18 protein-coding genes are annotated in these 20,797 nt (G+C 58.0%); 11 read left to right on the forward strand and 7 right to left on the reverse strand.

Going from position 1 to position 20,797, the window contains the following annotated elements:
- The first annotated feature begins 114 nt into the window (after positions 1-114).
- The gene (locus ACI2JR_RS18685) at positions 115-1,143 is read left to right on the forward strand and encodes an aldo/keto reductase (protein WP_132725116.1); all 1,029 of its coding nucleotides are present in this window, start codon (positions 115-117) and stop codon (positions 1,141-1,143) included.
- A 78-nt stretch (positions 1,144-1,221) separates the two neighbouring features.
- Here the strand turns inward: ACI2JR_RS18685 and ACI2JR_RS18690 are convergent, their stop codons facing one another.
- The 5 genes from ACI2JR_RS18690 to ACI2JR_RS18710 form a co-directional block, all read right to left on the reverse strand.
- The gene (locus ACI2JR_RS18690; protein WP_132725114.1) at positions 1,222-2,265 is read right to left on the reverse strand and encodes a zinc-dependent alcohol dehydrogenase; all 1,044 of its coding nucleotides are present in this window, start codon (positions 2,263-2,265) and stop codon (positions 1,222-1,224) included.
- Between the two features lie 12 nt (positions 2,266-2,277).
- Positions 2,278-3,294, reverse strand: a complete 1,017-nt coding sequence (locus tag ACI2JR_RS18695; RefSeq protein WP_132725112.1) for an ABC transporter permease — start codon at positions 3,292-3,294, stop codon at positions 2,278-2,280.
- A 19-nt stretch (positions 3,295-3,313) separates the two neighbouring features.
- A complete protein-coding gene (locus ACI2JR_RS18700; RefSeq protein ID WP_132725110.1) occupies positions 3,314-4,819 on the reverse strand; it encodes a sugar ABC transporter ATP-binding protein in 1,506 nt (501 codons plus the stop codon).
- 5 nt (positions 4,820-4,824) lie between these two features.
- A complete protein-coding gene (locus ACI2JR_RS18705; RefSeq protein WP_132725108.1) occupies positions 4,825-5,790 on the reverse strand; it encodes an ABC transporter permease in 966 nt (321 codons plus the stop codon).
- A gap of 66 nt (positions 5,791-5,856) precedes the next feature.
- Positions 5,857-6,972, reverse strand: coding sequence for a sugar ABC transporter substrate-binding protein (locus ACI2JR_RS18710; protein ID WP_462479188.1), 1,116 nt, complete (start codon positions 6,970-6,972; stop codon positions 5,857-5,859).
- Between the two features lie 484 nt (positions 6,973-7,456).
- Here ACI2JR_RS18710 and ACI2JR_RS18715 point away from each other — a divergent pair, with 484 nt between their 5' ends.
- The 3 genes from ACI2JR_RS18715 to ACI2JR_RS18725 are packed head-to-tail and all read left to right on the forward strand — an operon-like array spanning position 7,457 to position 10,216.
- On the forward strand, positions 7,457-8,236 hold the full coding sequence (locus ACI2JR_RS18715) for a 3-ketoacyl-ACP reductase (RefSeq protein ID WP_462479189.1): 780 nt from the start codon (positions 7,457-7,459) through the stop codon (positions 8,234-8,236).
- 19 nt (positions 8,237-8,255) lie between these two features.
- The gene (locus ACI2JR_RS18720; protein WP_462479190.1) at positions 8,256-9,434 is read left to right on the forward strand and encodes a glycerate kinase; all 1,179 of its coding nucleotides are present in this window, start codon (positions 8,256-8,258) and stop codon (positions 9,432-9,434) included.
- Positions 9,431-10,216: an aldo/keto reductase gene (locus ACI2JR_RS18725; RefSeq protein WP_462479191.1), complete on the forward strand. Its 786-nt coding sequence runs from the start codon at positions 9,431-9,433 to the stop codon at positions 10,214-10,216. The genes ACI2JR_RS18720 and ACI2JR_RS18725 overlap by 4 nt, the downstream gene beginning before the upstream one ends.
- Positions 10,217-10,277: 61 nt before the next feature.
- On the opposite strand, the gene ACI2JR_RS18730 is transcribed toward ACI2JR_RS18725, so the two are convergent.
- On the reverse strand, positions 10,278-11,798 hold the full coding sequence (locus tag ACI2JR_RS18730) for an MFS transporter (RefSeq protein WP_132725098.1): 1,521 nt from the start codon (positions 11,796-11,798) through the stop codon (positions 10,278-10,280).
- Positions 11,799-12,440: 642 nt separating this feature from the next.
- Here ACI2JR_RS18730 and ACI2JR_RS18735 point away from each other — a divergent pair.
- From ACI2JR_RS18735 to ACI2JR_RS18750, 4 genes are all read left to right on the forward strand, one after another.
- On the forward strand, positions 12,441-13,337 hold the full coding sequence (locus ACI2JR_RS18735) for an alpha/beta hydrolase (RefSeq protein ID WP_462479200.1): 897 nt from the start codon (positions 12,441-12,443) through the stop codon (positions 13,335-13,337).
- A gap of 485 nt (positions 13,338-13,822) precedes the next feature.
- Complete coding sequence (gene accB, locus ACI2JR_RS18740) at positions 13,823-14,278, forward strand: acetyl-CoA carboxylase biotin carboxyl carrier protein (RefSeq protein WP_132725096.1); 456 nt, start codon at positions 13,823-13,825, stop codon at positions 14,276-14,278.
- Between the two features lie 8 nt (positions 14,279-14,286).
- Positions 14,287-15,633, forward strand: a complete 1,347-nt coding sequence (gene accC / locus ACI2JR_RS18745; RefSeq protein WP_462479192.1) for an acetyl-CoA carboxylase biotin carboxylase subunit — start codon at positions 14,287-14,289, stop codon at positions 15,631-15,633.
- An 80-nt stretch (positions 15,634-15,713) separates the two neighbouring features.
- On the forward strand, positions 15,714-16,985 hold the full coding sequence (locus ACI2JR_RS18750; RefSeq protein WP_462479193.1) for a Glu/Leu/Phe/Val dehydrogenase: 1,272 nt from the start codon (positions 15,714-15,716) through the stop codon (positions 16,983-16,985).
- Positions 16,986-17,042: 57 nt separating this feature from the next.
- Here ACI2JR_RS18750 and ACI2JR_RS18755 read toward each other — a convergent pair whose 3' ends face one another.
- The gene (locus ACI2JR_RS18755) at positions 17,043-17,963 is read right to left on the reverse strand and encodes a DMT family transporter (protein WP_132725090.1); all 921 of its coding nucleotides are present in this window, start codon (positions 17,961-17,963) and stop codon (positions 17,043-17,045) included.
- 298 nt (positions 17,964-18,261) lie between these two features.
- Between ACI2JR_RS18755 and ACI2JR_RS18760 the strand changes: the two genes are divergently transcribed.
- Genes ACI2JR_RS18760 through ACI2JR_RS18770 form a run of 3 tightly spaced genes read left to right on the forward strand, consistent with a single transcriptional unit; the run spans position 18,262 to position 20,794 of the window.
- Positions 18,262-19,101: an ABC transporter substrate-binding protein gene (locus tag ACI2JR_RS18760; protein WP_132725088.1), complete on the forward strand. Its 840-nt coding sequence runs from the start codon at positions 18,262-18,264 to the stop codon at positions 19,099-19,101.
- Positions 19,102-19,103: 2 nt separating this feature from the next.
- Positions 19,104-19,811 (forward strand): 5-oxoprolinase subunit PxpB, encoded by a 708-nt coding sequence (pxpB, locus tag ACI2JR_RS18765; protein ID WP_132725086.1) that lies wholly within the window; start codon positions 19,104-19,106, stop codon positions 19,809-19,811.
- Positions 19,808-20,794 carry a 5-oxoprolinase subunit C family protein gene (locus ACI2JR_RS18770; RefSeq protein WP_132725084.1) on the forward strand — a complete coding sequence of 329 codons (987 nt, stop codon included), beginning with the start codon at positions 19,808-19,810 and terminating at the stop codon, positions 20,792-20,794. Before pxpB ends, ACI2JR_RS18770 begins: the two co-directional genes overlap by 4 nt.
- The last annotated feature ends 3 nt before the right edge of the window (positions 20,795-20,797 follow it).

Consider the following 20,797-nt stretch of genomic DNA (forward strand, 5'->3'; position numbering starts at 1 on the left):
GCCGGATCAATGTAATTAATGACGCTTTGTTATCCAGGTAACATTTTCACAACATTCATTTTGATATAACTATCCTGTTAGTTAATTAACTCATCAACTCCCAGGAGCACCGAGATGGTTCCATCACAGAAGAATGCGTTTGGTCGTACCGCTATTCAGGTCACCGCAATGGGCTACGGCGCCGCGCCAATCGGCAATATTTTTCGCCCCATCAGTGAACAAGAATCGGAGAACATGATCCGCCAGGCGTGGGACAGCGGTCTGCGCTATTTTGATACCGCGCCGATGTATGGCCATGGCCTGAGCGAAGCGCGGGTCGGCCACGGTTTGCGCTGGTATCCGCGCGATGAGTATGTGTTGTCCACCAAGGTCGGTCGCCTGTTGAAGCCGAAAAAACGCAGTGAAATTGATTCCGGGGTATGGGTTAATCCGCTGCCGTTTGAGGCGATCTTTGACTACTCCTATTCGGCAACCATGCGCTCGATCGAAGACAGTCTGCAGCGCATGGCGCTGGAGCATATCGATATCGCGTTTATTCACGATTGCGATTTTTATACCCACGGGGAGCAGCAGCCGCACTACTTTCGCCAGGCGATGGACGGCGCGTGGCGCGCGCTGGCGCAGCTGCGCGATGAAGGCGTGATTAAAGCGGTAGGGATGGGCGTCAATGAATGGCAGGTGTGCCATGCGGCGCTGCAGGAAGCCGACTTTGACTGCTTCCTGCTGGCCGGGCGCTATACGCTGCTGGAACAGGAGGCGTTAAAAGCGTTCCTGCCGCTGTGCGAAGAGCGCAATGCGGCGGTGGTGATCGGCGGGGGATTCAACAGCGGGATTCTGGCGACCGGGGCGGTTGAGAACGCGAAATATAACTACGGCCCGGCCAGCCAGGCGATTCTGCAAAAGGTCGGCAAAATTGAAAACGTCTGCCGCGATTATCACGTCAGTCTGCCGGCGGCTGCGCTACAGTTTGTCCTGGCTCATCCGGCGGTGCCGACGATTATTCCCGGCACCCGTACGGTGGCGCAGCTGGAGAACTGTCTGGAGTGGATCGCCGCCCCGATTCCGGATGAGTTCTGGCGTACGCTGCAACAACAGGGGCTGCTGGATGAAGGGGCGCCGACGCCGGCCGACCGCAAAGCCTGAGTGACGCGGGAAAGTAAAAAAGGTGCTCACCAGGAGCACCTTTTTTTATTCTGCCGTCTTATCCGCGCGGCTAAAATCTCACTCCTCGGCAATACGCAGCTGAATTTTCAGATGCTGCGGATGAGCGAGCAGAGTGGAGAAAACCTGCTGAATATCCTCCAGCGGGTGGACGGACTCGCAGAAAGGAGCGGTAATAAAACGTTGATGACTCAGCAGATGCAGCGCCTGGTGCATATCTTCTCCCATCCCGGCCACGCTGCCCTGAATCCTTTGCTCCTTTAAAATTATCTCCAGCGGTTTAATGGCTATCTCGGTTTCCGCATCGGTTAAGCCAAAGGCCAGCAGCCGTCCGCCGGGGCGCATAAACGTCAGCGCCTGTTTATACAGCGCAGGATGACCAACGCTTTCTATCACCACATCGGCGCCGCGTCCCTCCGTGAGCGCCTTGATCTGCTCCAGCGCGCCTTCGGGGTCGGTGATGACGCTGTCCGCTCCGCACTGTCTGGCGAGTTCGGCCCGCTGCGGATTCAGCTCTACGGCAATAATCGGCGCGGCGCCGAGCAAACGCGCCATCTGAATATGCATGTTGCCAACCGGGCCTGCGCCAATCACCACGACGGATTCAGCGACGCTGAGGCCAATTTTTTTACTGGCGCGCACCACGCAGGAGAACGGTTCGGCCAGGCAGGCTACGCTATCCGCAATCGCGTCGCCGAGCGGAATCACCAGGCGGGCCGGAATCGCCACGTACTGCGCGAACGCGCCGTGGGTATGAATGCCGAGCTGGCGGATCTCCGGGCAGTTCAGCAGTTCGTTCCGCCGGCAATAGTAGCAGTGGCCGCAGCCGATATTGATGTCGGCGACCACCCGCTGCCCCGGCGTCAGCGTCGAGACCTGGCGGCCAACGGCAACAATTTCCCCGCTGAACTCGTGGCCGGGAATTAGCGGCAGCTTATCCTGGGAGTAATGGCCATTATAGATATGGATATCCGTTCCGCAGATTGAACATCGGGTGACGCGAATCAGTACCTCGTCGTCGCCGTAGGCGGGGACCGGGACCTGGCGTATTGCGAACGTTTTAGGCGCCGTCAGCACCGCGGCCTTCATTAATTGAGGGATCATTGTCGGCTCCGGTTATTTTACCGTAGAAATTTTGGCGCGATCGATAGTCATCGCGATCGCCACAATCATCAGCACGCCGAAGAAGATCTGCTGTGCCTGTGCTTCGACGTTCAGGTAGGTCATACTGGTACGAATAACGGCCACGATGAGGGTGCCGATAAGCGTGCTCAATACGCCGCCCACGCCGCCGGTCAGCGGGGTTCCGCCTAACAGCACCGCAACGATGGCCGGCAGCAGAAACTGGTCGGCCATCGTCGGCGATGCGCCGGAAAGACGGGTCGCCAGCAGCACCCCGGCGGCCGCGGAGAACGCCCCGGCAATGGCGAAAGTGATAATCTTCACCTTGACGACCTTCACCCCGCTGGCGAGCGCTGCGGATTCACCGGCGCCAATCGCCTTCATGTGGCGCCCCAGCGCGGTGCGTCTTTCCATCAGCAGGGCTACCAGCAGCAGTACCGCCGCGATAATAATTTCCATCGGCAGCGTAAAGACGGTGGTGGTCATCCAGCCAACCGTCTGGCTGCGAATATCGGCTGGGATATAAAACGCGCGTTGTCCGGATATCACCTGCCCGGTGGCATAGGCAATGCCCCCGACGGCGAGCGTGGTAATGAATGACGATATTTTGAAACGGGTATGTACCCAGCCGGAGATCGTGCCGAACAGCGCGCCGACGAGCAGGGTGAGCGGAATCGCCAGCGCGCCAATTTGCGACAACAGAATGACCAGCACCACCGTCGACATACTGGCAATCGACTGGGCGGATAAATCGATGCCGCCGATATAAATCACAAAGGTCATGCCAATGGCCATAATAAACAGCGTCGACGCATCCTGCAGCAGCTGGAATATATTGTCGGGTTTAAGAAAATCCGGGTTATACAGGCTGACTAAGGCGACTAATACCACCAGGGTCAGAATGGGTAAATAGCGCGTAATTTTTTCACGCCCGGTTAACGGCGGCCGCGTCGGGCTGCCGGTGTTATTTTTTGTCGGCACTGCTAATAAATCAGAACGGGTGATTTTCATGGAGATTTGCCTTAATAACCTAGACGAAGTGCTGCAATAATTCATATTGCTCCGGACGCTTCTCTTCACAGCCGGTAAACTGATAGCGCAGTTTGCCGTCCTTAAAAATAGCGATGGTATGGGCGAGACCGATGGCCTCTTCCAGAGAATCGGCGATCAAAATCACGCCGCATTGCTCATCGGTGAAGTCGCGTACTAAGTCATAGACATCCTCTTTGGCGCCGATATCGAGGCCGCGGGTAGGGTGGTCGAGGAGGATGATTTTCGCCTCTGCGGTTCGCCATTTAGACAGCACCACCTTTTGCTGATTGCCGCCGGAGAGCTTGCCGCACTGCGTATCAATACTGGCGGTTTTTATCGACAGCTTTTTAACCCACTCATTGGCCAGCTGGCGCTCGTGATGGACCTGCAGCAGCCCGGCGCGGGAATAGTCCTGCAGGTTGGCGAGAGTGATGTTTTCCACGACCGACATCCCTTCGACGATGCCTTCGATTTTGCGCTCGCGCGGGATATATCCCACCCCTTCGGCGATGCTGTGCGTGGGGCTGAATTTGCGTACCGGTCTGCCGTTGAGAATCACCTCTCCCTGCTCGGGCTGCAGCAAACCGAAGATCGTGCGGATGATCTCCTCGGTGCCCGCCCCCTCGGTGCCAACCAGCGCCAGCACTTCACCGGCGTGCAGCGACAGCGAGACATTGTGATAGTGGCCCGGCAATGAGATATTTTTTAACTCGACCAGGGTGGTGGCTTTATGGATGCCGTGTTTGCGATGCTCGCGGTAGTAGCGTTCATCGATATCCCGGCCGACCATCTGGCGCTGAATATTCACCACATCAAACCGGTCGCGGGTGAGCATATCCATGACCTGTCCGTCCTTCATCACATAGATGCGATCGGACAGGGTCATCACTTCATCGAGACGATGTGACACGAAAATAAAAGAGGCCCGGCTTTTCAGCTCCCTGACCAGCGCAAACAGCAGCTCGATCTCCTGAGCAGGTAACACCGAGGTCGGCTCATCAAGCAGAATAATTAAATGGCCGCTGCTTCTCTCTTCGAGAGTTAAGACTTTCGCCAGCTCCACCAGCTGACGCTGGGTAAATGAAAGCTCGGAGGTCATTGTTTTCGGGTCGATATCCAGTTTGACCTTCGCCAGCTGCTTTCTCGCCGCCGCCGCCATCTTTTTCCAGTTGATAACGCCAAATTTTTTAAACGGCTGTTCAAAGCCGAGGAAAATATTTTCCATCACGCTCAGGTTGGAAATCAGCGACTGCTCCTGAAAGACCATTCCAATACCCTGCATCATGGCATCGCGCGGCGAACGAAATACCACCGGCTGACCATTAATCAGCACCTCGCCTTTATCGTGCTGGTACGCGCCGTAAATAATTTTCATCAGGGTGGATTTTCCGGCGCCGTTTTCACCGACCAATCCGACAATTTCTCCGGGATTAATTTGCAGATTAATATTTTGTAGGGCCAGAACACCCGGGAACGATTTACCAACATTTTTGAATTCAAGCATAATCGTCACTTCACTATTTGCAGACGTTTACGATTAGTGACTAATGCCACCGAGATGATAACTAACGCGCCCAAAACGCCCTGTTGGATATAGGTCGGGAAGCCGACCAGCACCATGCCATTGTTAATCACGTTGATAATCAGCACGCCGATCAGGCTTTGCCACACTCCGCCGTTGCCGCCCATTAAGGAGGTGCCGCCAACGACCACGGAGGTGATGGCGATAAAGGTATAACCGTCGCCCAGGTTGCTGGCTACCGAGCCCAGGCGGGCTACCGCAAAGACTGCGCCCAGTCCGTAAAAGACCCCGGCTAGCGCAAAACCGAGCACGCGAATACGTTTTACCGACAGGCCGGAAGCGTAGGCCAGATGCTCGCCGCCGCCGACCGCATAAAAATTACGTCCCAGCGCGGTATAGCGTTGAATAAACCAGGCAAGTAGCAGGGCCGCCCCGGCGAGATAGACCATCAGCGGAAAATCAAAAATACGCTCGGTTAGCAGCAGCCTGAATACCGGGTCGGGCAGGGGAATACGTTCGCCGCCGGTAATCACCATCGTGACGCCAATCAGGCTAAAACCGATTCCCAGGCTGACCAGGAAGGAGGGGATTTTAAGTTTGACATGAATAAGACCATTGATCAGCCCGCAGGCCGCCGAAATAAGAATCGCTGCGGGAATCGCTAAATAGCCGAGTTCGTTAAAGCCGCCCAGTTTCACCATGATGATTGCCAGCATCGAGCCGCAGAAAGCCATGATGCCTTCAATTGACAGATCGATCGAACCCATAATGATGATAAACGTCACGCCAATGGCGATCATTAACGGCGCGGCGCTGGCGGTCAGTAAACGCGAGAAATTACGCACGGATAAAAATCCGGGGTAAATAACGCTGATGATGGTGCACAGCAGCAGCAGCACCATCAGCGGCGCCCATTTGCGCAAAAACTCTTTATAGCTGGAATGTGATGACATGTTCGACCTTCACTCATTGAATTTATGACGTCTTCATCGAGAATAAATATCCGCAGAAGGGGAAAACTATAATTTGCGATACTGGATGGGGCCTTTCGACGCCTGCCAGAAATTATTCCAGTCGACCACCGGCGTATTCACGATATTCTCCTGATACCACTTCTGCGCGTCGTCTTTGGTTATCATGATTGTCGGGCCGTAAAATTCGCGATGCTCATGCGGTTCGGCGGAGGGTTTAAAGCTGCCGAGAGCCGCATGGTGCGCCAGGGAAAGCGCAATCCCGCCGGCCCAGTAGGGGTCGGTGCTTACGGTGCAGAGTATTTCGCCGCTGATACACAGCTTGACGGCGTCCGGGGTACCGTCGTAGGAGACGATCGGAATCTGCCCCGCCAGACCTTCGGCGCGCAGCGCTTCAATAATGCCCAGGGTCATGCTGTCGTTGGAGGAGAAGATACCTTTGATATCATCCCCGAAGCGGGTGAGCATCGTCGACATCATGTCGTTGGCTTTCGAGGTACTCCAGTCCGCATCCTGCCAGTCCAGCAGCTTGATATCCGGATTTTCCTTCAGCTTGTGCATCAGCCCCGCTTTGCGTTCGATCGCCGGGACGTTAGAAGCGATGCCGCCGAGTCCGACAATCCCGCCTTTTTTGCCCATCGCGTCAAACAGCAGCTGCGCGCACTGTTGGGCCGGTTCGAAATCAGACCAGCTGATGTGGGCTACGTAGTTGTCACCAAAATCCCAGGGGTGCAGATCGTCGGTTTTGTTCCAGATGGTGGTAATAAACGCGCCGCGCTGCTGACAGGCCGTCACCACCGCCCGGGCGTTAGGGGCGTCGTTAGGATCGCAGCCAATCGCCAGTTTCCCTTCGGTTTTTGAGAGCAGGGCTTTGATATCAGAGAGCACCTTCTCGTTATTGCCGCCGTTAATCAGGCTCACCATCGGCGAGTTTTGTGTCTTTGCATAAGATTGCCCGCCGGCGGCAATCGCGTTCCAGTAGGAGTTATCAGGGTCGCGGTAGCCCCAGGCCAGAGTGAAATTAGCCCCTTCGGCAGCCATGGCTTTCGAGAGTGGGCTGATAAGCGGGAGCGCGGCCATGCCGCCGATGCCAAGGGCGCTTTTCAGCAGGAATTCACGTCGGCTAATCACGCTTTGTTCAACGAATTTTTTAATAAATGACATAGCGATATTTCCTGTCTTTCGGTTCACATGGAGGATCGTTTCTGGTGAAAAACACGTAACATGTAAATAACTAATTACTTACAAGTTGACGATATATCATCCAGGGATGTAATTGGCAATGAAGGGGGGTTCTATCGCCTGGTCTGGCGTTTTTACCCGGCGAAAATCCATATTACTCTTTGTTTTTAATGGCTATTTTAAAACGTGGTATCTGTAGCGAAGTCAGCGTTGATGTACCGGGATTTTGGTGGCCGTTTTATTCTATCGTTATGATTAAAAACTACTTTTTGTGTTTTTTCTGCCTGGGGTGTTTTGCTTGCGTTTGGGAGATCAGTCACAAAGATTTTGCTGACGATCTTTCCCCCGGCAGCCACAGTCTGCAGAGATCGCATATTTGCTATTTGTAAGTAACTATTTATTTACAAGTGGCGAATGGCGTCGCTATGATTTCCTCGTATGCTCAACTAACAATGGGACGAAAAAAATGACGGTTAAAGCACGACAGGTCGCGTTTATCACCGGTGGGGCTCGCGGTATTGGTTTTGAGATTGCCGCGAAGCTGGCCCAGGCCGGTTTTGATATTGCGTTGAATGATTATCAGGATTCCGCAACGCTGCAGGCCTCCGTAGCGCGGCTAAAAGCCTGGGGCGTTAATGCGGTTGCGGTCCCGGGGGACGTGGCGGATATCAGCCTGCATGACAGAATGCTGGCGCGGGCGGAAAATGACCTTGGGCCGTTGACGACCTTCGTCAATAACGCCGGCGTCTCGGTGACCAGCCGCGGCGACCTCCTCGACGTGACGCCGGAAAGCTACGATCGCTGCCAGGCGGTTAACGCCCGCGCCACGTTCTTCCTCTGCCAGGCTTTTGCCCGGCGTCTGCTTGCCCGCACCTGCTTACCCGAACTGCACTACAGCCTGATCGTGGTCTCTTCTTCGAACGCCTCCGCGGCCTCCATCAATCGGGGCGAGTACTGCGTGTCGAAGGCCGGGGCCGCGATGGTGGCGAAACTGTTTGCCGCGCGTCTCGCCGCGGCGGGGATACAGGTTTTTGATATTCAGCCGGGGCTGATTGTCACCGAAATGACCCAGCCTTCGCTGGCCATGTATCAACAGCGCGTCGATGAAGGCTTAACCCTGCTGCCGGAGCTGGGAACCCCCGCGCAAATTGGCACGATAGTGACCACCCTTGCCAGCGGAGGAATGCCCTATTTGACCGGTCAGGTGATTAGCGCCGATGGCGGAATGTTGGTTCCCCGTTTCTGATTTAAGCAGGTAAATTGCGATGAAAATAATTATTGCTCCTGACTCCTTTAAAGAGAGCCTGTCCGCCAGCGCCGTGGCCGATGCGATCGAACGGGGTCTGCGCAGAGCGTTGCCTGATGCGGAATATGTGAAACTGCCAATCGCCGATGGCGGCGAAGGGACGGTTGACGCGCTGATTAACGCGACTTCCGGCCAGCAGATATCCGTTGCGGTAACCGGGCCGATGGGGACGCCGGTGCAGGGCTTTTTTGGTTTGCTGGGGGATGGGAAAACGGCGGTCATTGAAGTGGCGGCCGCCTGCGGTTTGCAGTGGGTGGCACCGCAAGACCGGGACCCGCTAATCGCGACCAGCTATGGGGTCGGAGAGCTTATCAGGGCGGCGTTGGACCGCGACGTCAATAAAATCATTATTGGTCTGGGCGGCAGCGCCACGAATGAGTGTGGGATCGGCATGCTGCAGGCGCTGGGCTGTCGCTGTACCACCGCCGCCGGGGAAGAGGTTCCCCGGGGGGCTGGAGGGCTGGATGAGCTGGCTAATATCGATCTCTCCGGTCTCGATCCGCGATTAGCCGGGGTGACGCTTCTGCTGGCCTGCGATGTGAACAATCTGCTGCTCGGCGAGCAGGGCGCTACTGCGGTTTTTGGCCCGCAAAAAGGGGTCACCGCGCAGACGGCGGTGAGGATTGAAAACAACATCGCCCGGGTCGCCAGCGTTATTAAGGCCCGCTCCGGAACGGATATCGCCAGCCTGAAGGGCGGCGGTGCTGCCGGCGGGATGGGCGCCACGCTACAGGGAGTGCTGCACGCCGGGATGTCCAGCGGGATTGATCTTGTGCTTAACACTCTGGATTTCGATGCGCAGGTATGCGATGCCGATCTGGTCATTACCGGCGAAGGGCGCCTTGATGCGCAAACCAGCAGCGGTAAGGGGCCTGCCGGCGTGATCGGCCGTGCGCACGCCCACGGTTGCCCAAGTATTGCGCTGGCCGGGTCGCTCGGCAGCGGTTATGAAGCGCTGTACTCACTCGGTCTCAGCTCGGCGTTTTCGCTGGTGCCGGGCATTATCTCCTACGAGCGCGCGCTGCGTGAAGCCGCCAGCCTGCTGGAATCGACGGCGTTTAATATTGCCTCGCTCTGGCAGCTGGCCGCGAACCAACCGCGTCGCCGCGAAAGCCGTTCTTTGAGGAAAGAGAGATGAATATTCTTTACCGTCCGGCGTTTATCCGCGGTTTTGGCACCTATAAACTGCGCGGAGAGAGATTAATTACCGCCTTAGAATCTGCCCTGAACGTGGGTTATAGGGCGATCGATACCGCGCAGATGTACGAAAATGAACAGGAGATTGGACACGTTCTGCGCCATCATCCCATTGCCCGCGGCGAGCTTTGCATTACCACAAAAGTGCTGCCGGCGAACTACCCCGGTGACCGGTTTATGGTTTCGCTGGCGCAAAGCCTGGCGGCGTTGAATGTTGAACAGGTGGATGTGCTGCTGCTGCATAGCCCGCCAAAGCAGGATTTCAGCGCCACGTTGCGTTTGCTGGAACAGGCGCAGCGGCAGGGGCTGGCGAGATTTATCGGCTTGAGCAATTTCTCGGCGGAGCAGATGCTACGGGCGCGTGACGCCATCGCGACGCCGCTGGTTGTCAATCAGGTGGAGTTCCATCCGCTGCTGGATCAACGCGACTTGCTGCAGGCCGCTGTCGCGACGCAGATCCCGCTGTCATCATACTGTTCGATAGCCCGGGGAGAAGCGCTTAAATATGGGATCATTCAGCAGCTTGCGGAATATTATGCCCGGACGCCGGCGCAAATTATTCTGCGCTGGATTTTACAGTCGGGCCTGCAGTCGAACACCATGTCCTCTGACCCGCAGAGAATCGCGGAGAACTTCGCGATCCTTGATTTCACCCTCTCCCATATCCATATGCAGCAGATAGCCGAATTAAAAAGCGCCAACTTCCGCGTTGTGGCGCTGTAAGTCTTTTAACTACCGGTCGGTGTCTGGCGGGGCAGGAGAGCATCTCCTTCCCCGCCAGGGTTTATTTCGACAACGTGACCGCGCCGGATGCCGGCGGGCGGCTAAGACGTGAAACCTGATTATTTCCCCACAGCTGCTGATAGCTAAAGCCGGTAATCTCCTCGAGAATACGCTGGTTTTGTTGGCTGGCGGGCGCTAATGGCCCACCGGCGAGGCGCATTCTGTCGCATTCCTCGCGCAGTATCGCATGCGTTTTGATATTCAGCGTGAAGCGGCGCGACACAAGGTAGCCGGCGAGCAGCAGCAGCGTGGTGCCGAGGCTCAGAACCGCCAGGATAACGTAATGCACCGATTCCGGCTGCTGCGGCTGTCCTGGGTTAAAATGCGCCAGCTGCAGCAGAACGCCGACGAGCATCACCGCCACCGCCTGTGACGCTTTGCGCGTCATGGTCATGACCCCGGCGAAAATCCCTTCACGCCGCAGACCGGTGATCGCTTCGTCGACGTCGGCCATGTAGGTGTAAGTGTTCCACGGGATATAGTTAATCCCCCCGCGGCCAAAGCCTGCCACCGCCGAGACCAGCATCAATACGGCAAGATGAGTGAAATCCCCGAGCCATAAAAACCCGTAGGTCAGACAGGCAAGCGCGAAAAAGCCCACCGCCAGACGATAGGCCGGGGCGGGGCCCCAGTGAATACAAAGTGGGATCATGCAGAGCACGGCGATCAGCTGCATGATGGACATGATGCCGAGCAGTTCAGATGAGACGGTGGCGGTCTGGAACAGGACATAAATGACGTAGTAGGTGAAAACGGCATTAAACACATCCTGAGCGATAAACCCGCCGAGATACATCCCCAGATGGGTGCGGAAGGCCTTAACTTTAAGAGTGGAAAGCGCGTCGCTGAAAAAACGCTTGAGTAAAGACCCGGATGCGGCAGGCGGCTCCTGCGGCTCAACGCTGCGCTCTCTTTCCCAGGTATGGCAATACACCAGTGTCAGGGCGATGGCGCAGATGATGGCAATCACCAGGCCGGCATAGAAGAACGCGTTGGGATTATCTTTTCCATACCAGCCAAAAAACAGGGCGGGCAGATATGCCGTGATGATGTACGACAGCTGGGCGAAGGAGATTCTCGCCCCGGAGAAGCGGGTCTTCTTTTTGAAATCATCGGTCATTTCCGGAACCAGAGTTTCGTAGGGCACCAGGACCATGCTGTAGACCAGTTCGAAGACCAGGTAGGTCAGCAGGTAATAGAGATAACCCATATCGCTGACCCAGATAAAGCAGTAGGAAAAGACGGCGGGGATGCCTAACAGAATAAAGAATTTGCGGCGGCCAAACTTTTTCCCCAGAAATGTGTGGCCAAAGTTGTCGGTAATATAGCCCATTAGCGGACTGGCGATGGCATCAAAGACTCGCGCAATGGCGAAGATAGATGCGGCTTCAACCGCGCTCAGGTGACAGAAATTGGTATAAAAGAACAGCAGCCAGGCACCGGTGAGCGCCGTCGTCCCCATACCAAAAAAATCCCCTGAACCGTAGGTGAGATAATGCTTTAACGTGATTTTTCTTGTCATGATATACGCCTGTTATCTGAGTAACGAGTTCGCAGTACCATAGTTCACTGATAATAAAAAGTAACCAACTTGTTAGTTACTTTTGATCGTGGATCACATTTCATTAACCACCGCTTACCCCGGCATCGGTCGCAGGGGAAGGTGCGCTGTACCGCGTCAGTGGGCCGCCAGCGTCGATGGCATGCGGATAGAGACACTCCCGCGCTCCGCACGGCACCGTCAGGTAACAAACCTCGCCAGCTGCTTTCCGCCGCGTATTGCAGCAACGGGGCGAAAAAGGATTGCACATCCTGGTCGACTAACCGGACATCGCCCGTTCTACAGACTGAATTGTACGACTTTCCTCGATCATCAATGCTTCTCTCTGTCGCCGATCCCGGCGCTCAATGGCGAGATAGATACCGGGCCGCATGATGAACAAAACATACCGGCGGCACAATACGTCGTATTGCCCACCCGCTCTCCTGTAGCGCCGGTCTTTTTGTGTAATTGAAAATGATATTGCTAACCATTATCATCGTGGCGCAATGTGAATAAGGCTTATCCGCCAGAGAGATACGGGAAAAACAGGTGAAGAGAGAGCGTCAACAGGGGAATGAGCATCAGTCCCGAAACAGAGTTCAGCGCGTCGCGTTGTTTTGCATGCTCTCCTGTGTGGCGCTGCTGTACGCCGGGGAGAGCGCGGCGAAACCGGATATGAAGCCGCTGGGGCCGAATATTGCCGATCGCGGGTCTGCGGTTTATCACTTCAGCGTGCATCAGTTTGACTCTGCGGATGGCAAAAGACACTACCGGGTCTGGACCGGCGTACCGGACGCATCGCCGCCGCCATCGGGTTATCCGGTCCTGTATATGCTGGATGGTAACGCGCTGATGGACCGCTTGACGGATTCGCTACTTAGCCAACTCCGGCAAAAAACGCCGCCGGTGATCGTGGCGATTGGCTACCAGACGCCGCTGCCCTTCGACACCCACGCCAGAGCCTATGACTATACGCCCGCGGCGCAGCAGCGCGGGGCCGTAGCCGTCGGGCACTATGCGCGCGAGGGCGGCGGCAGCGCGACGTTCCGCCAGCTGCTGGAAGGGCGCATCGCCCCCGCGGTAGAAAAAAATATTCAAATCGACCCGAATAAACGGGGCATCTGGGGGCACTCCTTCGGCGGTCTGTTCGTGCTGGACAGCTGGTTAACCTCCTCTTTTTTCCACTTTTATTACGCGGCCAGCCCTTCGCTGGGCAGAGATAATTTCGCTCTGCTGGCAAGAATGGCATCGCTTAATCAACAGGGGGGCTGTAACAAGCAGCTCTATCTGATGGAGGGCGACGATCCGTCGGGAAGAAGCGCCGTCGCCGGCGCGAGCGATGTGCTGAGCAGGGTGCGCAAGACGGTATCCGCCCTGAGCGCAGACGGGCTGGCAGCGACCTACTGGCATTATCCCGGGCTCACGCACGGGCCGATGTTTAATGCCTCCTTCCAGAGCGCTTTACTGCATATCGCTGCGGCCGATGAGAACAGCGAAAAAAAGTGTCAACACCGGTAGCATAAACGGTTGACGCCGCGAGGCGTACATCCTGGCGCGTTGTCGGTGAGGGGGCGGCGGCGCGATATTTCAGGCGCGTCGCGGAGGCGGTTTGTACCAGCGGGGATTTCCCTGCCGTGGCAGGAGCGCCTGTTTTGCTGACAGTAGAAAAGCAAACCAGGCTTTGCTGCGGATGGCCCCGGCTCCTCTGGCGCGGGCAACGTTTGCTAGGGATGACTATTTAGGCAATATGACCCCCTTCATCGCTATTGCAGCACATCTTCGGCGACATCCGCTTGCCGACGACACATACTTTCTGGGCAGCCATAATGGGGTGACGCATCTGTCAGCCTTTGATTCGCGTAGTCTATTCGATACCTTACTATTTTCTTATCCCGCCACCTGAAGTTCCTATGAAATACCGCCCGCCGGCTCTGCTATAACTGAACCACCACTGATTGCGCGATCGGGTATATCACTTCCAATTTCTGCGGAACCCGTTACTTATGGATATTGCCAGCATTGAAAAATTGATCGCCTTAGTCGAAGCCTCCGGCATTGGCGAACTGGAAATTGCCGAAGGCGCCAGCTCCGTGCGCATCAGCCGCGTTATCGCCAGCCCGACGGCGGTCGGGCCATCCACCGCGCCAGCGGCCATCGTTCAGCCGCTGCCGACTATTCCGATTCCGGACGTACAGACGCCGGCCATCTCGCCGGACCCGGCGCCGGAACACGTCACGGTGTCCCCGATGGTGGGAACCTTTTATCTCTCACCGGGGCCCGGTGCGCCGCCATTTGTGGTTGTCGGTCAGCAGGTCAACGCCGGCGATACCCTGTGCATCGTCGAAGCGATGAAGATGATGAATCAGATCGCGGCGGATAACCGCGGGATCGTCAAAGCGATTCTGGCCACCGATGGTCAGCCGGTTGAGTTCGACCAGCCGCTGATCGTGATTGAATAGGGGGAGCCATGCTGGACAAAATTGTGATTGCCAATCGCGGCGAAATCGCGCTGCGTATCCTGCGCGCCTGCCGGGAGCTTAACATTCGCTCGGTGGCCGTCCACTCTACCGCCGACCGTGAGTTAAAACACGTGCTGCTGGCCGATGAAAGCGTCTGCATTGGCCCGCCGCCGTCCGCCAAAAGCTATCTCAATATTCCGGCGGTGATTTCGGCCGCTGAAGTGACGGGCGCGGCGGCCATCCATCCTGGTTACGGTTTTCTGGCGGAAAATGCCGACTTTGCCGAACAGGTGGAGCGCTCAGGGTTCGTGTTTATCGGCCCGAAAGCGGACACCATTCTTCTGATGGGGGACAAGGTCTCGGCCATTCAGGCGATGAAGCAAGCCGGGGTGCCGTGCGTGCCGGGATCGGACGGCCCGCTGGACGATGACCGGGAGAAGAATCGCCGGCTGGCGGCCGGGATCGGTTACCCGATCATCGTCAAGGCCTCCGGCGGCGGCGGCGGGCGCGGGATGCGGGTCGTCCGGCAGGAGAAAGAGCTGGCGCAGGCCATCGATATGACGCGCGCCGAGGCGAAAGCGGCGTTCAACAACGATATGGTCTACATGGAGAAGTATCTGGAGAATCCGCGCCATATTGAAATCCAGGTTCTGGCCGATGGACAAGGGCAGGCGATTTACCTTGCCGAACGCGATTGCTCAATGCAGCGGCGCCACCAGAAGGTGGTGGAGGAGGCCCCCGCGCCGGGGATCACCGCGGAGATCCGCCAGGCTATCGGCGCGCGCTGTGCCAAAGCCTGTCTGGACATCGGCTATCGCGGCGCCGGTACCTTCGAGTTTCTCTATGAGCAGGGTGAATTTTACTTTATCGAAATGAATACCCGCATTCAGGTGGAGCATCCGGTGACGGAAATGATCACCGGCGTTGATCTGATTAAAGAGCAGCTGAGGATTGCCGCCGGACTGCCGCTCTCTATCAGCCAGCAGCAGGTGAGCGTACGCGGCCACGCAATTGAATGCCGGATTAATGCCGAAGACCCACGCACCTTCATGCCCAGCCCCGGCAAAATTACCCGTTTTCATGCGCCAGGAGGCTTTGGCGTACGCTGGGAATCGCATATCTACGCGGGCTACAGCGTCCCGCCGTACTACGACTCGATGATTGGCAAACTGATCGTCATCGGCGATAGCCGGAGTGAGGCCATTGCGCGGATGGAACATGCCCTGAACGAGCTGGCGATCGATGGCATCAAAACCAACGTTGAGCTGCAGCGGCGGATCATGGCGGATGACCATTTTCGCGCCGGCGGCAGCAACATCCATTATCTGGAAAAGAAACTGGAGCTCAGTCGCTGAACTTCGCCGCAAAGCCGCCTCCGGGCGGCTTTCTTCATTTATCGCTATCAATATCACTACTGGAAAACCGGAGGTAAGTTGTGTCTGCACTCTCTTATGTGACGGGTGAGAGCCATTGCGCCTGGGCTATCTATCTCGCCCAGGTGGAACGCGTCCTGCCGCTGCCCGGCGATCTCAATCGCTGGGCCGATACCCTGCGTCACCCGGAAAGGGCGCTGATTGTCGATGTTCCGCTGGAAATGGATGACGGGACGATTTGCCATTTTGAAGGCTATCGCGTTCAGCATAATCTCTCTCGCGGACCCGGCAAGGGGGGCGTGCGCTATCACCCCGACGTCAGCCTGCAGGAGGTGATGGCGCTGGCGGCGTGGATGACCGTGAAATGCGCGGCGCTCAATCTGCCGTTCGGCGGGGCGAAAGGCGGCGTACGCGTCGACCCGACGACGCTATCCGACAGAGAGCTGGAGCGTTTGACCCGCCGCTACACTTGTGAAATCAGCCGGGTGATCGGCCCCCGGCAGGATATTCCGGCGCCGGACGTCGGCACCAACGGCCAGGTCATGGCCTGGATGATGGATACCTGGTCGCGTCATGCCGGAACCGCCGCGACCGGCGTGGTGACGGGGAAACCGCTCCACCTCGGCGGCTCGCTGGGGCGGGTGCAGGCCACCGGGCGCGGAGTATTTATTACCGGCTGCCACATCGCGGAAAAGCTGGGGCTCTCCGTGGCGCAAAGTCGGGTCGCCGTGCAGGGGTTTGGCAACGTGGGTAGCGTCAGCGTCGGGCTGTTTCATGCCGCCGGCGCGCGGGTGGTGGCCGTCCAGGATCATCGCGCGACGCTGTATCAGCACAACGGCCTCGATATTCCGGCGCTGCAGGCGTGGCAGCAGGCTCATGGCACAATAGCCGGTTTCCCCGGCGCCGATAGCGTGGCGGACGAGGCTTTCTGGAGCCTCGGCTACGAAATACTGATTCCGGCAGCGCTGGAGGGGCAGATTAGCGCGGAGCGCGCCGCCGATCTGCGCTGTCGCCTCATTCTGGAGGGGGCCAACGGCCCGACGCTGCCGGAGGCCGACGATGTGCTGGCTGAGCGCGGGATCGTGCTGGTTCCCGACGTGATTGCCAACGCCGGCGGGGTGACGGTCAGCTATTTCGAGTGGGTGCAGGATTTCTCCAGCCACTTCTGGAGCGAAGAGGAGATCGATGCGCGGCTGGATACCATTATGCGCCACGCCATCGAAAGCGTCTGGCTGAAAGCGCAGGCTCTGGCTATTCCCCTACGGACCGCCGCCTGGGTCCTGGCCTGCGAACGGATCCTGCTGGCGAGTAAAGACCGCGGGCTGTATTCCTGAGGCGCGGGGAGCGGCAAGCCCTGCGCTGCCCGCGCGGGGCCATGGGTATCAGCAAACTCAGGAAGAGGCGCGCGCGATATGCGCCCGCCGCTGCCGCTGGTCGCACCACAGGGTGAAGATCCCCGCCAGCGCCACGATCCCGGCGCCGATCAGCGTTGACGAAGCGGGCAGGCTGTTTAAGAACAGGTAGCCAATCACCATCGACCAGACCAGCGTGGTGTAGTCAAACGGCGCCAGCAGCGAGGCGTCGGTAAAACGCAGGCTTAGCGTGACCAGAATCTGCGCCATGCCGCCGAAGAAACCGCAGCCCACCAGCAACAGAAGCTGACCCGGCGTTGGCCGCGCCCAGCCGAACAGGCTGGTTGCGAGGCCAATCAGGGTGGTCATCAGCGAGAAGTAAAAGACGATGGCGCCGGGTTTTTCAATGCCGTTGAGAAAACGGATCTGAATGTTGGAGGTGGCGGTGCAGAGCGCGGCCAGCAGGGCGAACGCGACGCCGAGAGCCATCCCGGATTGCAGCTGACCGCCGGCGAACAGAGAGCCGCTGGCGGTTAAGCTGGCGGAGAGCATAAACAGGATGCCGGAAAAACCGACAATAACCCCCAGCCAGCGGGAAAAACGCACCCGCTCTTTCAGCAGTAAGGCCGCCATGATGACGGTGAAGAGCGGGGCGGCGTAGCTCAGGGCGGTGGCGTCGGCGAGGGAGATCGACACCAGCGCCAGATAGTTGAAGTACATCCCGCCGGTACCGGAAAAGCCGCGAATCAGATGGCCGAAAATATTTTTGGTCTTAATACTGGCCAGCACGTTGCCCTGAATTTTTAACCAGATGAGCAGGGGGAACATGGCGATAAAGGAGCGGAAGAAAATCACTTCGCCGGTGGGAATCGCCCCCTGTAATCCTTTGACGCAGGCCAGCATTAACGTCGCGCACAGCGCGGAGAGTATTTTTAGATAAATCCCAAGTCGGGCATTCATGTGACTACCTTTGGTTAACGGTCGCGGTGGGACGCGGGGTGGATGTCGCGCATGGCGTTACAGTAGAGGGCGCGAAGGGTCGGCAGATAAGATAATTTCGTTCTGTCAGGATAATGTTTGCTTATCTCTGGGCGCCGGCGCCGTCATATAAATCACCTATCTCCCGACAGCGTTTCCCTCTTACCCGTCGCGCAAGCAATGTCGATATAGTCGCGATAAGTGGTTAGCCATACCGGCGAAACGGGGAACCTCTTCGCGGACGTCGGTACTCTTTTATCCAGACCGAGGGGAAACAATAATGAAACTGAAGCGAAATGCGGGTTTAGCGCTGGCTCTGACGCTGGTAGCGGCGTCCGGCGCCGCGCGCGCCGACATGCTGGCGGATATTCATGCACGCGGCGAGCTGAAGTGCGCGGTCTATTCCGATGTGCCGCCGTTTTCGGCCCCGGATCCGAAAACCCGCCAGCTGGTCGGGATGGACGTTGAACTCTGCCACGCGCTGGCGAAACAGATGGGGGTCAAGGCGCAGCTGGTTCCCACTTCCGTGGAAGCGCGTATCGCCGTCATCGCTACCGGGCGAGCCGACGTGCTGATCGCCAACCTTGCCTATACCAAAACGCGCGGCCGCCAGATTCAGTTCAGCGACCCTTACTATGTCGCGAAAGAGATGCTGCTGGTAAAAGAGGCGAACGCCGATAAAACCCTCGCCGATTTCAAAGGCAAGCGCATCAGCGCCACCAAGGGGACCACCTCTGAACAATCCATCGTGCTGAAGGGCGGCAAACCGGTCACCTTCCAGGACGCCGCTTCGGCCTTCCTTGCCCTTGAGCAGAATAAAGCGCTGGGCTTCGTCACCAACACGATGACCGGTATCAAGATGATCGGTCAGGCGAAAAAGGACGGCATCAATCTGGCGATGATTAAGGAGCCGATGGCGCTTGAACCTATCGGCGTGGGGATGAAGCAGGGCGAACCGCAGCTGCTGAGCAGCGTCAATGAAAGCCTGAAGGCGATGGATGACGACGGGACGATCGACAAGATCTGGAATACCTGGATTGGGCCGAACACCGAATACAAAATGGTCCGCGAAGAACGGGTACAACCGTTATCCAGCCTCACGTTTGAACCGCTGGAATAAGTATGACGCCGACATCGAAAACCGTGTTACCCGAGCGCCGCATTGAGCTCCACGCTGGCGCCCCGGCGCGGATCTCCATGATGGGGAGCCGGGCCTGGCTTATCGAAGCGCCCGGCGCCTTCGACCTTCCGGCGCAGCGGCGCATCTGGTCTTTAGCGCAGACCCTGCGGCAGTGGCCGGAGGTGGAGTCCCTGATCCCCGGCGTGACCAATTTACTGGTGCTGCTGCGCGATACGCCAGAGGAGCCGACCGGGGTGGAGCGCCGTCTGCGCGAGTGCTGGCTGGCGGCGCAGGCGCTCAACGTCGAAGGGCGGCAGATTGACATCCCGGTGTGCTACGGCGGGGAACATGCCACCGATCTGGAGGCGGTATGTCGTCATACCGGGTTTTCCGCCCGGGAAGTCATTCGTCGTCATTCGCAGGGGATCTATACCGTGGTCGCGCTTGGCAGCGCGCCGGGGTTCGGCTATTTGCACGGCCTGGATCCGCGCCTGGCGACGCCGCGTAAAAAGGTGCCTTCGCTGAATATGCTTAAGGGGACGGTCACCATCGGCGGGCCGCAGGCGGGCGTCTCGGTGCTGACCGGGCCGAACGGCTGGAACGCTATCGGCTACGCGGAGATTGAGGTATTCAATCCCCATGCCGCCATTCCTGCGCTGATGGCGCCAGGCGATATCATCCGTTTTCTGCCTGAGAGAGTCGAACTGTGATTGAGATTGAACAAAGCGCCGCGCTAAATACGATCCAGGATTTAGGCCGCCCGGCGTGGCGCCACCTTGGCGTCTCGGTGAGCGGCGTGATGGACCCGCTGGCGCTGCGCGCCGGCAACACCCTGCTGGGGAATGAGGAAAACGCGGCGGCCATCGAAGTGCAAATGTTTCCCTTCCGCGTGCGTTTCCTGGCGGACACCTGGATCGCGCTCACCGGCGCCGACTGCCGGGCAAGGCTCGACGGCGCAGCGCTACCGGCCTGGTGGGGCTGCGCGGTACGTAAAGGCCAGCTGCTGGAACTGCGCTTTCCCCGTCGCGGCGCGCGCGGTTATCTCTGCGTGGCCGGGGGCATTGATGTCCCGCAGGTGCTGGGCTCGCGCAGCACCGCCCTGCGCGGCGGCTTCGGCGGACTCGAGGGCCGGCCGCTGCAGCGCGGCGACGTGCTGGCGTGCGGCCGGTGGCAGGGCGCGCCGCTGCCGGCCTCGGGGATCGGCATTGAGCCGCCGGAAGTGGCCTTAAGCGCTTTTTTCCCGCACAACGCGCAGGGCGATGCGCAGATCCGCGCCATCCCCGCCGGCGAATATTCGCTGTTTGCCGCCGATGCGCCGCGCTTCTGGAGCCAGGCGTGGAAAATTTCACTGCACAGCAACCGGACCGGCTATCGCCTGGCGGGGGATCCCATCCTGCCCGCCGAAACGGTTGAAATGCGCTCCTACGGTCTGATCCCGGGCATCGTACAGGTTCCGCCGGCCGGCGAACCGATTATCCAGCTGAGCGATGCCAACACCGCGGGAGGTTATCCCAAAATTGCCTGCGTGATTGAAGAGGACCTCTGGCGTCTGGGCCAGCTGCAGGCGGGTCAATCAATTCAACTGGTACAGGGCGATACGCGTACCGCCATCGCGGTGCGGCAGGCGATTGAACGCTGGCTGCAGCGTTTGCGCGTCAGCGTAGCGCCGCTGACCGGGGTTGTCGGTTTATAAGGA

It is taken from the genome of Klebsiella sp. NPDC088457 (assembly GCF_044900465.1).
GTDB lineage: Bacteria > Pseudomonadota > Gammaproteobacteria > Enterobacterales > Enterobacteriaceae > Klebsiella.